Source organism: Xenorhabdus sp. KK7.4 (assembly GCF_963876465.1).
GTDB classification, from domain to species: Bacteria; Pseudomonadota; Gammaproteobacteria; order Enterobacterales; family Enterobacteriaceae; genus Xenorhabdus; species Xenorhabdus stockiae.
Window position 1 is genome coordinate 87,231 of the sequence record NZ_CAWNQF010000133.1, and the last position, 12,170, is coordinate 99,400.

A 12,170-nucleotide genomic window follows, 5' to 3' on the forward strand; every position below is an offset into this window, starting at 1 on the left:
GAAAATGATGTAATTAGTGTTATATCTATCACGAAAAATAAGCTATCAGATCTGAATGAATTAATAAAAATCCATTAAAATCATGCAATAATAAAAGTAAAGCACTCAACTACAGAAAAGTTGAACGCATTGAAATTACAATTGTAGTGAAGAGATAAAGAAGGAGTTTGGCATGAAATAAATATTCCACGCCTTATATAAAAAGAGCAATTTCACGGCCAGATGAAAGACATGAAACAGTATATAAGAATACTAGTACTGCCGAGTATATTTCTCCACATACCGCCTGATATTTTCAGCCGCAGTGGTAATCGCCGGGTTATCTGCAACCTGAGCTGTTCCTGTTCTCCACCATGATTCATAATCGTGGGTCATGGTTTTCGGCATCACTTTAATATCAATCAGAGTGGCACATGGTTGTTTACGGGCGTCCTGCAAAGCAGTAATCAATTGTTGTTCATTATGCACCCGATAACTTTTGCAGCCGTAACTTTCTGCATTTTTGGCAAAATCCACCGGAACCAGTGCGCCATCCAACCGACCGCTTTGTTGATTGCGATACCGATTTTCTGTCACAAAACTACCCATGCCCTGACTCATCTGTAAGTTATTGATGCAGCCAAACCCCGCATTATCAAATAACAACACGATAATTTTGATGTTTTCCTGAATCGCCGTTTGTAGCTCACTGTGTAACATCATATAAGACCCATCCCCCACCATTGCGTAAACTGGCTGGTTAGGGCAGGCAATTTTTGCCCCCAGTGCTGCGGCAATTTCATATCCCATACAGGAATAGCCATATTCAAGGTGATAGGTATCCGGCTCTTTGGGTTGCCACAGGCGTTGTAAATCCCCCGGCAAAGAACCGGCTGCACCAACAATAATGGCGTTATCTTCCAGATACTGATCCATCAGCCCGAGTACGCGCGTCTGTGCCAGAGTAGTCTGCAATGTGTCACTGTATTCATTTAATTTATCATCCAGATGATCTGCAATTTCTGGCTTGTCTCCGGCCTGATACTGGATAGAAAACAGCCGTGACAGTTCCTCCTGCCAGACTGATTTAGCCTGAGCAACCTCCTGTTGCCAACCGGAATGCCATCCCGTTTTTGCTAATGCCTGAGTCATCGCAGATAACCCTTCTCTTGCATCAGCAATCACTGCGACAGCATCCAGTTTGTAGGCATCAAACTCTGCCACGTTGATGGTAAGAAATTCAGCTTGCGGATTTTGAAACAAGGATTTGGATGCCGTTGTGAAATCAGTAAAACGTGTGCCGACACCAATGATTAAGTCCGCATCCTTAGCCAGTAAATTAGCCGCCAGCCCCCCCGTTGTACCGATTCCACCGCAATTCAACGGATGTGCCGCAACAATGGCGCTTTTTCCTGCCTGTGTTTCTGCAAATGGGATATTAAAAGTTTCTGCAAACTGGCGGAAAGCTTCATGTGCGCCGGAGTAACGTACTCCTCCCCCGCAAATCAGTAATGGCTTTTTCTTACGTTTTATCAGCTCTACCGCATCCTGAATACGGGATAAGGAGGCAGGCCGGCGTTCAAGATGATGTACCCGTTTCTGGAAGAAGTAATCAGGGTAATCCCAGACTTCTCCCTGTACATCCTGCGGCAAGCAGATAGTCACTGCACCAGTATCCGCCGGATCAGTCAATACCCGCATGGCCTGAATCATCGCAGCCATTAATTGTTCAGGTCTGGATATGCGATCCCAGTAACGGGAAACAGGCCGGAAACAATCGTTGGTACTGATAGTGCCATCCCAATACTGTTCAACCTGCTGTAAAACCGGATCTGGCTGGCGGCATGCAAAGGTATCTCCCGGTAATAACAGTAGCGGGATACGGTTAGCCGTCGCTGTAGCTGCGGCTGTAACCATATTGGCAGCGCCCGGCCCGACAGAGGAAGTTACGGCAAAAATCTGTCGCCGTTTTTTCTGCCGGGAAAAGCCGGTGGCTATATGTGCCATTCCCTGTTCATTGCACCCCTGATAGATTCGAAGATGCCCCGGCTCCTGTTCCAGTGCTTGCCCCAATCCCACAACATTACCGTGACCAAATATGGTGAAAACACCACAGACAAAGGGCAATTCCTCTCCATCAATGTTGATATATTGCTGATTGAGAAACCTGACCAAAGCCTGAGCCATAGTCATTTTTTGAGTGTGCTTTGCCTGAGAAGATGTTGCCGATGCTTTCATGGAGCTGATATTTACAGAACCAGTATTTATGGGCTTGGTATTCATAGGATTACTCCATCGTTGGCATAACAAAGCTACTGCTATGGTGTTCCAGACGAACGCTTGCAGGCCAACGACTCGTGACTGTTTTCATGCGGGTATAAAAACGTACACCATCATTGCCATGTACATTCAGCGGACCAAAAATAGAACGTTTCCAGCCCCCGAAACTATGGAATGCCATAGGAACAGGAATAGGGATATTGATGCCAACCATACCAATCTGTACATCTTCACTGAACTGACGGGCAGTTTCACCATCACGGGTAAAAATAGCAGCGCCATTACCGTATTCATGATGGTTAATCAATTTCAGTGCGGTGTGATAATCAGGTACGCGCACAATGGATAGTACAGGCCCAAAGATCTCTTCTTTATAAATTTTCATCTCTGGGGTGACATAATCAAACAAAGTTGGCCCCACGAAATAACCGTTCTCATAGCCTGTGACCTGGTACCCTCGCCCATCCACCAACAGCTTTGCTCCCTGCTCCACACCACTGTTAATGTAATCACAAATTTTTGACCTGTGTTGTTCAGAAATGACCGGCCCCATATCGTTTTCCCGCCCCTCGCTGATCCCTGCACCAACAACCATTCTGTCAATTTGCTGCCGAAGTTTTGTTACCAGCTCATCCGCTATTTCATCCCCTACGGCCAGAACAACAGACAGTGCCATACAGCGTTCTCCTGCGGCACCAAAGGCGGCCCCTATAATGGCATTTGCAGCCATTTCCAAATCAGCATCCGGCATAAGAATACTGTGATTCTTCGCGCCACCCAGCGCCTGACAACGCTTACCATGTGCTGATGCCGTTGCATAAACATACTCGGCAACCGGTGTTGAGCCCACAAAACTTACAGCCTGAACATGCGGATCGGTCAGCAAGAAATCAACGGCTTCCTTATCCCCTTGTACGACGTTGAATACACCATCCGGCAACCCCGCCTGCTGTAACAATTTAGCCAGTTCAATAGAGAGAGAAGGATCTTTTTCGGAGGGTTTCAGAACAAACGTGTTGCCTGTTGCTAACGCAATCGGGAACATCCACATTGCAACCATAGCAGGAAAATTAAATGGGGTGATTCCTGCGCATACGCCCAGTGGCTGCATCAGAGAATGGCTATCTACTCCTGCCCCTACATTGGCAGAGTGCTCGCCTTTTTGTAAGTGAGGAATACCACAGGCGAACTCAACCACTTCGAGGCCACGGGTCAGTTCTCCCACTGCATCAGAATAGATTTTCCCATGTTCTTCAGAAATCAGGCGAGCCAGATGTTCCTGATTTTCCTCAAGGAGTGACTTAAATTTGAACATGATCCGGGCTCTTTTCAATGGTGAGGTTTTAGACCACTCCTCAAAAGCCTGATGGGCAGATTCGATAGCAGATTTTGTTTCATGGGCTGTGCTCAATGCAACCTGCCGAATGGATTCCCCCGTTGCAGGGTTAAAAACAGGTAAGGTTCGTACACTTTGACTACTGATAAGTTTCCCGCCAATAAAATTTTTAATCTGTTCCATTTTGAGCCTCTCTCAATACAATTATATACACTTCATCTTTCAAGTTGCCTCTTTGTTGGCTGCGCTCGCTCACCCCAGTCACATAACTATCTATGCTCCTGGGGATGAACTCCCTTGCCGCCGCGATGCATCTTGAAATCCATTGTGTATAGGCCTAACCACATACAGGCTGAACCACGTAAGATGAGTTGAATCATTATGAATTGAATCACGATGCTAAAGATATATGAAATATTTATTTCATTTTCAATGGGAATTGAAATACTATTTTATTAATGTGATCAACACGCTATTTTTGTGCAATTACAATTTATTAGGGAGACATTATGTCTGCTGCATCGAATCTGCCCGAACTACAGGAACAAATTCGCTCACGTTATGACGAGTTAAGTAAGCGGTTACAGCAAGTGGCAAGGTATGTTCTGGATAATACCAATAGCGTGGCATTTGATACGGTTGCGGTTATTGCAAAAGAAGCCGATGTTCCACCTTCTACGCTTATCCGCTTTGCCAATGCCTTTGACTTCAACGGGTTCAATGAGATGAAACAGTTATTTCGCATGAATCTGGTAGAAGAAACCGCCAGTTATACTGACCGTGCCCGTCTGTTCAGGGCACTGGACGGTGATAACCAGCAAGTGGAAGACCCACTACATATTTTGCAGGAATTTGCCCATTCCAATGGGCAGGCTATGCAGCAACTTGCCGCCCGTACTCCGGCAGAAGACTTAAATAAGGCAGTAGATTTACTGGCAAATGCTAGAAATATCTACATTATCGGGCTGCGCCGCTCGTTCAGTGTCGCATCATACTTAACCTATGCCCTGAGCCATCTGGAATGTCGTCCTTTGCTGGTAGATGGTCTGGGAGGTATGTTCCGCGAACAAATGAATATGATTGGGGCAAATGATGTAGTTGTTTCCATCAGCTTTACCCCCTATGCCGAAGAAACCGTGATGGTCAGTGAAAGAGCTGCACAGGCTGGAGCAAAACAGATTGTGATTACTGACAGCCAAATCAGCCCATTAGCGAGTTTTAACGATGTTTGTTTTGTGGTGAAGGAAGCAAAAGTTGATGCATTCCGCTCCCAGTCTGCCACGTTATGTCTGGTGCAATCACTGGCTGTTGCTTTGGCTTACCGGCAGGAAAATGCCGGATAATTATCCTATACCCTATGGATTTCGAGTTGCATCTCGGCGGCAAGGGAGAAAATCCCCGGGAGCATAGATAGCCGTATGTTTATAAAAACGGTGACCGGGGTGAATGAGCGCAGCCAACAAAGAGGCAACTTGAAAGACGACAGGGATATTAATTTCAGGTTGTTGGCTGACGGGTTGCAACCTGAAATATATTGCTTAATGAAACAGAAAATAATTCCTCATCAAAAATTAATTATTTCCGTCAGCTTATAAACTGTGATTATTTTTTTATTCAAATAATCACCAATCACGCTCTATTTATTCTTTGAGTCAATAATCAATATTTATTATGGGTTATTTCATGCAGAGGTGTTTTAACATAAACATATTTTATGAAAATACGGCATCATGAATAAAATCTATAATACGATCAGGCTGCCAAATTTTTCTTAAATCAAAGAAAACACCGCAATAAACTGTTCAAAAAAATAACAGCCAGTTTATTCCGGTGCTCTTTCTCTTATTATGGAGAGATTTGGTTAATTAATATATTAATACAAATATGTGCTGACTATTCTTCGTTTTCATCTATATCGGTTTGGGAATGGTTGCCGATAGAAATAAGATCATCCAACAATTCTAACAACTGAGCTAACTTTTCTGGGGAAAAAGCAGCTTCAATTGCTTTATAGCCTTCATCGACTTCTCCTTTTGCCTGTTCATACAGCTCCTGACCTGCCGGAGTCAGAGAAACGTAAAGCTTCCGCTGGTCATTCATTGGTTTTAAGCGAAAGATAAGACCGTCACGCTCCATGCGGGTCAGAATGCCCGTCAAGCTTGGGCGTAAGATACAGGTAAGGTTAGCCAAATCATGAAAATCAATCGAGCGACTGCTTGCGAGTACGCGAACAATACGCCATTGCTGTTCAGTCAAATTATAACTCTTCAATATCGGGCGGAAAAAACCCATCGAGGTTTCCCGAGCTTGAAGTAATGCTAATGTCAGGGATTCATGCATAAGTAAAGGTGACTCTTAAGTTAACCACGGGTAATTCTCTATAAGTTGAACGCATGCGCTACCGATTATAGACAACATTAAAGTCGAAAAGACTAACATGCTCATAACTATCCACAAAGGAAAAAGAATTCAATATTAACAAATAAATAAAATTATTTTGCCATAAAAAGTTAACAGAAAGTTAAACGCAATACCAAATGACCCTATTAGATAATATAACGGCTTGATCTTTATGTACTAAAAATAATCATTAACAGAATGTTGTTACAGAGATCACAATTAAAATTAACAATTAACTTAACATATTGAACATCATCGCTTCTTGCTTTATTAATATATTAATAATTTATCTTGCGATATATCGCTCAGCTTGCAAGGAGTTGTTAATGAAAGGCACCGTCTTTGCCGTCGCTCTCAACCACAACAGTCAGCTCGATTTTTGGCGTAAGGCATTTCACAAAGCGCCATATAACGAGCCTCCTCAAACTCCAGTTTGGTTTATCAAACCCCGTAATACAGTTATTACATCCGGTGATGTTATTCCCCATCCCATTGGGGAAACTGTGCAAAGTGGCGCGACGCTGGCACTGTTTATCAGCACAAATAACGTCGGCAAAGCTGCCCGCAAAGTTTCTGCCAAAGATGCCGAACAATACATCGCCGGTTATGCACTGGCTAACGAAGTCAGCTTACCGGAGACTTCATTTTATCGCCCTGCCATAAAAGCAAAATGCCGCGATGGTTTTTGTCCAATTGGTCAGATGTCAGATGTGAAGTCTATAAACTCACTGGATATCATCACCGAGATAAACGGGCAGGAAGTTGATCGCTGGTCAACTCATGATCTGGTGCGTTCCGCATCAGAGCTTTTATCCGCATTGAGCGATTTTACCACCCTGAATGAAGGGGACGTCATTCTGCTGGGAACTCCTCACCAGCGTGCCACTTTGCACCCCAATGATACTGTCACAATCAGGGCTGATGGTTTTCCCATTTTACAAAACACCGTTGTATTGGCCGGAGGTCAGGCATGAAACACGCCAGAATTCACTATCAGGGTCAGGATCTGCATGTCACTGTTGATGAGCAGGAGAATGTGCTGCTGCCCGATGGTAGCCGGATCAGCGGGCTTGATGTTGTATGGCTTCCGCCAGCCACCGGAACACTGTTCGCGTTGGGTCTGAATTATGCCGATCATGCCACAGAGCTGGAATTTAAGCCGCCGGAGGAGCCTCTGGTATTTATCAAGGCAGCCAACAGTTTCACAGGCCACCGTCAGGTTTCCGTCCGTCCTGATAATGTGGAATATATGCATTATGAAGCAGAATTAGTTGTTGTCATTGGTAAGCCAGCCCACAAAGTTTCCAGAGCTGATGCCATGGATTACGTTGCAGGCTATACCCTCTGTAACGATTACGCCATTCGTGATTATCTGGAGAATTATTATCGCCCCAATCTGCGTGTAAAAAGCCGTGACACGTTAACGCCTATCGGGCCGTGGATTGTTGATAAGCACGAAATTGCCGATCCGCATAATCTGATCCTGAGTACCTGGGTTAATGGTGAATTACGCCAGCGTGGCACCACCGCAGATTTGATCTTTGATATCCCCTTCCTGATTGCCTATCTGAGCGATTTCATGACATTACAGCCAGGAGACATGATCGCCACGGGCACGCCCAAAGGTTTATCCGATGTTGTTCCCGGAGATGAAGTGATTGTGGAAATCGAAGGTATCGGACGTCTGGTAAATCATATTGTCAGCCAGCAAGCATATGAGGAAAGCCTGTCATGACCACAATTAATCATTGGATCAACGGTAAAAACGTTGTCAGCAGTACCTATTTTGAAACAGTCAATCCCGCAACCGGTGAGGTATTGGCAGAAGTCGCTTCTGGCGGAAAGGAAGAAATTGATCAGGCGGTGGCTGCCGCAAAAGACGCTTTTCCTAAATGGGCAAATACCCCAATGAAAGAACGTGCGCGTCTGATGCGGCGTTTAGGCGAGTTAATCGACCAGAATGTACCTGAAATTGCGGCGATGGAAACCAGTGATACGGGTTTGCCAATCCATCAGACAAAAAATGTCCTTATCCCACGCGCTTCCCACAATTTCGATTTCTTTGCGGAAACTTGTCAGCAGATGAACGGGCGCACTTATCCCGTCGATGACAAGATGCTGAACTATACCCTTATCCAGCCTGTAGGCGTCTGCGCACTGATTTCTCCGTGGAATGTGCCATTCATGACTGCCACATGGAAAGTTGCCCCCTGCCTGGCTCTGGGAAACACCGCAATCCTGAAAATGTCTGAGCTTTCACCACTGACCGCAAACCGTCTGGGAGAACTGGCTCTGGAAGCCGGTATCCCCGCAGGAGTGCTGAATGTGGTACAGGGATATGGCAATACTGCGGGTGATGCGCTGGTAAAACATCATGATGTCCGTGCCGTTTCTTTTACCGGCGGGACAGCTACCGGTCGCCTGATTATGCAGAACTCAGGGCTGAAAAAATACTCCATGGAACTGGGTGGCAAATCTCCGGTACTGATTTTTGAAGATGCCGATATTGAACGTGCGTTAGATGCTGCCCTGTTCACCATTTTTTCCCTCAATGGTGAACGCTGTACAGCCGGCTCCCGTATTTTCATTCAGGAAAGCATCTATCCTGAATTTGTAAAGCGTTTCGCAGAACGAGCCAGCCGCCTGCGTGTTGGTGATCCACAGGATCTGAATACTCAGGTCGGCAGCCTGATCAGCCACCAGCACTGGGAAAAAGTTTCCGGTTATATCCGACTGGGTATTGAAGAAGGCGCAACTCTGTTAACCGGAGGGCCGGACAAACCGGCAGATCTGCCTGATCATCTGAAAAATGGTCACTTCCTGCGACCAACCGTCCTCGCCGATGTGGATAACCGGATGCGCGTGGCACAGGAAGAAATTTTCGGCCCTGTCGCCTGTCTGTTGCCATTCAAGAGTGAAGAAGACGGTCTTCGCATGGCTAACGATGTGGAATATGGGCTGGCATCTTATATCTGGACTCAGGATGTGAGCAAAGTCCTGCGTCTGGCACAGGGAATTGAAGCCGGCATGGTCTTCGTCAATTCCCAGAACGTACGCGATCTGCGCCAGCCATTTGGTGGTGTCAAAGCCTCCGGTGTAGGACGGGAAGGCGGAGAATATAGCTTTGAAGTTTTTGCTGAAGTGAAAAATGTTTGTATTTCAATGGGAAATCATCCCATTCCTCGCTGGGGACTTTGATCTAAGAAAAGAGATATATCCGAAGGATTTCAGACTACAAACTGAATGATGGCGGGTATATCACTTCCAGCGTTAACCGCTTTTCATCATCCTGATACTGAGTGAGGATTTATGGGCAAGTTAGCGTTAGCAGCAAAAATTACACATGTACCTTCCATGTATCTGTCCGAATTGCCGGGTAAACACTATGGCTGTCGGCAAAGTGCGATTGACGGGCATAAGGAAATCAGCCGTCGCTGCCGGGAATTGGGTGTCGATACCATTATCGTGTTTGATACTCACTGGCTGGTAAATAGTGCCTACCATATTAACTGTGCGGAACATTTCTCCGGCATTTATACCAGTAATGAATTACCGCATTTTATCCGTGATATGAGTTATGAGTATGACGGAAACCCCGAACTGGGACGAATGATCGCAGAAGAAGCGCGCCAGATGGGGGTTCGTGCAAAATCACATGAGATTGCCAGCCTGACACTGGAATATGGCACATTAGTACCAATGCGCTATATGAATAGTGACCGTCATTTTAAAGTTATTTCAATTTCTGCCTTTTGTACTGTGCATGCTTTCGAAGACAGCCGTAAGTTGGGAGAAGCCATTTTACGGGCTATTGAGAAATATGATGGCACCGTTGCCGTGCTGGCCAGCGGTTCACTCTCCCACAGCTTTATCGATGATCAACGTGCCGAAGAAGGCATGAACAGCTATACCCGCGAGTTTGATGAGCAGATGGATAACCGGGTTGTCAAACTTTGGAAAGAAGGTCGCTTCAGGGAGTTTTGCGACATGCTGCCTGAATATGCCCTCTACTGTCGGGGGGAAGGCAATATGCACGATACCGTCATGTTACTCGGGCTGCTTGGCTGGGATAAATATGACGGCAAGGTTGAGTTTCTCACGGAATTATTTGCCAGTTCAGGGACAGGACAGGTGAATGCTGTTTTCCCATTACCACATTCTGTTAACCAGACAACGTCCGTCTGACAGGAGTTAGCTATGCCACATTTTTATGCTGAATGTACCGAAAATATCCGCAAAGAAGCCAACTTACCGGAACTGTTTGCGAAAGTGAATCAGGCGCTTGCCGATACCGGCATTTTCCCTCAGGGCGGGATCCGCAGCCGGGCTATTTGGCTGGATACGTGGCAAATGGCAGATGGAAAACAGGATTATGCTTTTGTTCACATGACGCTGAAAATCGGTGCAGGACGCAGCTCTGAGGATTGTCAGAAAGTCGGGGAAATGCTGTTTTCGCTCATCAAAGCTCATTTTGCCGATTTAATGGCACAGCGTTACCTTGGTCTCTCTTTTACAATGGAAGAACTTGATCCAATACTGAATTATAAATCCAATAATGTTCATAAACTTTTTAAATCAAAAACTAAGACATTATGAGTGCCATAATTCAATATGACTGAAATTCAACGTAATTGAAGTACAAAAACGTTAAGTTCACCTTTTTGTTAAATGAAGAGAAAACCATGACAAACCATCTTGATGCTGTATTACACGATTCCCTGTTATTGCGTCAGCAGGGTTACATTGACGGGAAATGGCTTGATGCAGACAATAAAGCCACCTTTGCTGTGACCAACCCTGCTACTGGTGACATCATCGCCAATGTCAGTGATATGGGTGCAGCAGAAACTCATCGTGCGATTAAAGCTGCCGAAAAAGCACTTCCTGCATGGCGTGACCTGACAGCCAAAAAACGTAGCCAGATACTCAGGCAATGGTTCAATCTGGTCATCGATAACCAGAAAACACTGGCCGAACTGCTGAGTATCGAGCAAGGGAAGTCCCATGCAGAGGCGATGGGTGAAATTGCTTATGGTGCAAGTTTTATCGAATGGTTTGCAGAAGAAGGCAAACGCATTTACGGTGAAACTATCCCTTCCCCCATGCCGGGTTGCCGCACATCCACCATCAAGCAACCCATCGGAGTGGTTGCAGCCATTACGCCGTGGAATTTCCCTAATGCCATGATTACCCGAAAAGTCAGCCCGGCACTGGCCGCAGGTTGTACTGTCGTCCTGAAACCTGCCGCAGAAACCCCGCTTTCCGCACTGGCTCTGGTTGTTCTGGCTGAGCAGGCAGGGATCCCTGCCGGGGTCTTTAATATTGTCACCGGAATGGACGCTAAAGCGATTGGGGAAGCCCTGACTTCAAGCCCTATTGTACGCAAACTCTCTTTTACCGGATCGACGCGTGTTGGGAAATTGCTCATGGCACAAAGCGCCGATACGGTGAAAAAACTCTCTCTTGAGTTAGGTGGCAATGCACCTTTTATTGTTTTTGATGATGCCGACTTAGATGCCGCAGTTAAAGGTGCAATGGCAGCAAAATTCCGTAACAGCGGCCAGACTTGTGTCTGCGCAAACCGGATCCTGGTTCAGGAAAACATTTACGAGGCATTTGCTGAGCGTCTGGCTCAGGCAGCCAGAGAACTGCATGTTGGCCCAGCCAGTGATAGTTCCTCACAGCAGGGCCCTCTGATTAATCAGGCTGCGATAGATAAAGTTCAGGCGCATGTCAGTGATGCCGTTTCCCGTGGTGCAAGGCTTCTGGTCGGAGGAAAATCCCACAAACTGGGTGGCCTGTTCTTTGAGCCAACCGTACTGGCTGATATTGATGAAACAATGCAAGTCGCCCATGAAGAAACATTCGGCCCTCTGGCTGCCCTGTTCAAATTCCGGGATGAAGAAGAGGCCATTCGCATTGCCAACAGCACAGAGTACGGGCTGGCCGCTTACTTTTATTCCCGCGATATCGGCAGGATTTACCGTGTAGCAGAAGCGCTGGAAAGCGGCATGGTTGGCATTAACGAAGGGCTGATTTCCAACGAAGCTGTTCCATTCGGGGGTATAAAACAGTCTGGTCTGGGGCGTGAGGGGTCGCGCTACGGCATAGAAGATTATCTGGAAGTGAAATACCTCTGTTTCGGAGGATTATAAACCAAAGGAGTTTGACACAT

The 12,170-nt window shown here is 46.1% G+C and carries 11 protein-coding genes; 8 read left to right on the forward strand and 3 right to left on the reverse strand.

What is annotated here, in order from left to right; genetic code table 11:
* Positions 1-252: 252 nt before the first annotated feature.
* Together iolD and AACS90_RS21290 are read right to left on the reverse strand one after the other, a co-directional pair.
* Complete coding sequence (gene iolD / locus AACS90_RS21285) at positions 253-2,217, reverse strand: 3D-(3,5/4)-trihydroxycyclohexane-1,2-dione acylhydrolase (decyclizing) (RefSeq protein WP_099121484.1); 1,965 nt, start codon at positions 2,215-2,217, stop codon at positions 253-255.
* Between the two features lie 49 nt (positions 2,218-2,266).
* Positions 2,267-3,778 (reverse strand): CoA-acylating methylmalonate-semialdehyde dehydrogenase, encoded by a 1,512-nt coding sequence (locus AACS90_RS21290; RefSeq protein ID WP_099121411.1) that lies wholly within the window; start codon positions 3,776-3,778, stop codon positions 2,267-2,269.
* A 326-nt stretch (positions 3,779-4,104) separates the two neighbouring features.
* Here AACS90_RS21290 and AACS90_RS21295 point away from each other — a divergent pair, with 326 nt between their 5' ends.
* Together AACS90_RS21295 and AACS90_RS21300 are read left to right on the forward strand one after the other, a co-directional pair.
* Positions 4,105-4,938, forward strand: a complete 834-nt coding sequence (locus AACS90_RS21295; protein ID WP_099121412.1) for a MurR/RpiR family transcriptional regulator — start codon at positions 4,105-4,107, stop codon at positions 4,936-4,938.
* A gap of 75 nt (positions 4,939-5,013) precedes the next feature.
* On the forward strand, positions 5,014-5,190 hold the full coding sequence (locus AACS90_RS21300; protein ID WP_193757164.1) for a hypothetical protein: 177 nt from the start codon (positions 5,014-5,016) through the stop codon (positions 5,188-5,190).
* Positions 5,191-5,488: 298 nt separating this feature from the next.
* Here AACS90_RS21300 and hpaR read toward each other — a convergent pair whose 3' ends face one another.
* Positions 5,489-5,935 carry a homoprotocatechuate degradation operon regulator HpaR gene (gene hpaR, locus AACS90_RS21305; RefSeq protein ID WP_099121413.1) on the reverse strand — a complete coding sequence of 149 codons (447 nt, stop codon included), beginning with the start codon at positions 5,933-5,935 and terminating at the stop codon, positions 5,489-5,491.
* 386 nt (positions 5,936-6,321) lie between these two features.
* Between hpaR and AACS90_RS21310 the strand changes: the two genes are divergently transcribed.
* The 6 genes from AACS90_RS21310 (at position 6,322) to AACS90_RS21335 (ending at position 12,150) form a co-directional block, all read left to right on the forward strand.
* Entirely contained in the window at positions 6,322-6,969 is a 648-nt protein-coding gene (locus AACS90_RS21310) for a fumarylacetoacetate hydrolase family protein (RefSeq protein ID WP_099121414.1), read from the forward strand.
* Positions 6,966-7,730: a fumarylacetoacetate hydrolase family protein gene (locus AACS90_RS21315; protein ID WP_099121415.1), complete on the forward strand. Its 765-nt coding sequence runs from the start codon at positions 6,966-6,968 to the stop codon at positions 7,728-7,730. The genes AACS90_RS21310 and AACS90_RS21315 overlap by 4 nt, the downstream gene beginning before the upstream one ends.
* Positions 7,727-9,193 carry a 5-carboxymethyl-2-hydroxymuconate semialdehyde dehydrogenase gene (gene hpaE / locus AACS90_RS21320; protein WP_099121416.1) on the forward strand — a complete coding sequence of 489 codons (1,467 nt, stop codon included), beginning with the start codon at positions 7,727-7,729 and terminating at the stop codon, positions 9,191-9,193. The genes AACS90_RS21315 and hpaE overlap by 4 nt, the downstream gene beginning before the upstream one ends.
* 111 nt (positions 9,194-9,304) lie before the next feature.
* Positions 9,305-10,180 (forward strand): 3,4-dihydroxyphenylacetate 2,3-dioxygenase, encoded by an 876-nt coding sequence (gene hpaD, locus AACS90_RS21325; RefSeq protein ID WP_099121417.1) that lies wholly within the window; start codon positions 9,305-9,307, stop codon positions 10,178-10,180.
* Between the two features lie 12 nt (positions 10,181-10,192).
* The gene (locus AACS90_RS21330; protein WP_099121418.1) at positions 10,193-10,591 is read left to right on the forward strand and encodes a 5-carboxymethyl-2-hydroxymuconate Delta-isomerase; all 399 of its coding nucleotides are present in this window, start codon (positions 10,193-10,195) and stop codon (positions 10,589-10,591) included.
* A gap of 86 nt (positions 10,592-10,677) precedes the next feature.
* Entirely contained in the window at positions 10,678-12,150 is a 1,473-nt protein-coding gene (locus AACS90_RS21335) for an NAD-dependent succinate-semialdehyde dehydrogenase (RefSeq protein WP_099121419.1), read from the forward strand.
* Positions 12,151-12,170: the final 20 nt, after the last annotated feature.

Bases quoted from the DNA above. Each gene is read 5' to 3' on its own strand.
- iolD (WP_099121484.1), bottom strand. From the start codon at position 2,217: ATGAAAGCATCGGCAACATCTTCTCAGGCAAAGCACACTCAAAAAATG.
- AACS90_RS21290 (WP_099121411.1), bottom strand. From the start codon at position 3,778: ATGGAACAGATTAAAAATTTTATTGGCGGGAAACTTATCAGTAGTCAA.
- AACS90_RS21295 (WP_099121412.1), top strand. From the start codon at position 4,105: ATGTCTGCTGCATCGAATCTGCCCGAACTACAGGAACAAATTCGCTCA.
- AACS90_RS21300 (WP_193757164.1), top strand. From the start codon at position 5,014: ATGTTTATAAAAACGGTGACCGGGGTGAATGAGCGCAGCCAACAAAGA.
- hpaR (WP_099121413.1), bottom strand. From the start codon at position 5,935: ATGCATGAATCCCTGACATTAGCATTACTTCAAGCTCGGGAAACCTCG.
- AACS90_RS21310 (WP_099121414.1), top strand. From the start codon at position 6,322: ATGAAAGGCACCGTCTTTGCCGTCGCTCTCAACCACAACAGTCAGCTC.
- AACS90_RS21315 (WP_099121415.1), top strand. From the start codon at position 6,966: ATGAAACACGCCAGAATTCACTATCAGGGTCAGGATCTGCATGTCACT.
- hpaE (WP_099121416.1), top strand. From the start codon at position 7,727: ATGACCACAATTAATCATTGGATCAACGGTAAAAACGTTGTCAGCAGT.
- hpaD (WP_099121417.1), top strand. From the start codon at position 9,305: ATGGGCAAGTTAGCGTTAGCAGCAAAAATTACACATGTACCTTCCATG.
- AACS90_RS21330 (WP_099121418.1), top strand. From the start codon at position 10,193: ATGCCACATTTTTATGCTGAATGTACCGAAAATATCCGCAAAGAAGCC.
- AACS90_RS21335 (WP_099121419.1), top strand. From the start codon at position 10,678: ATGACAAACCATCTTGATGCTGTATTACACGATTCCCTGTTATTGCGT.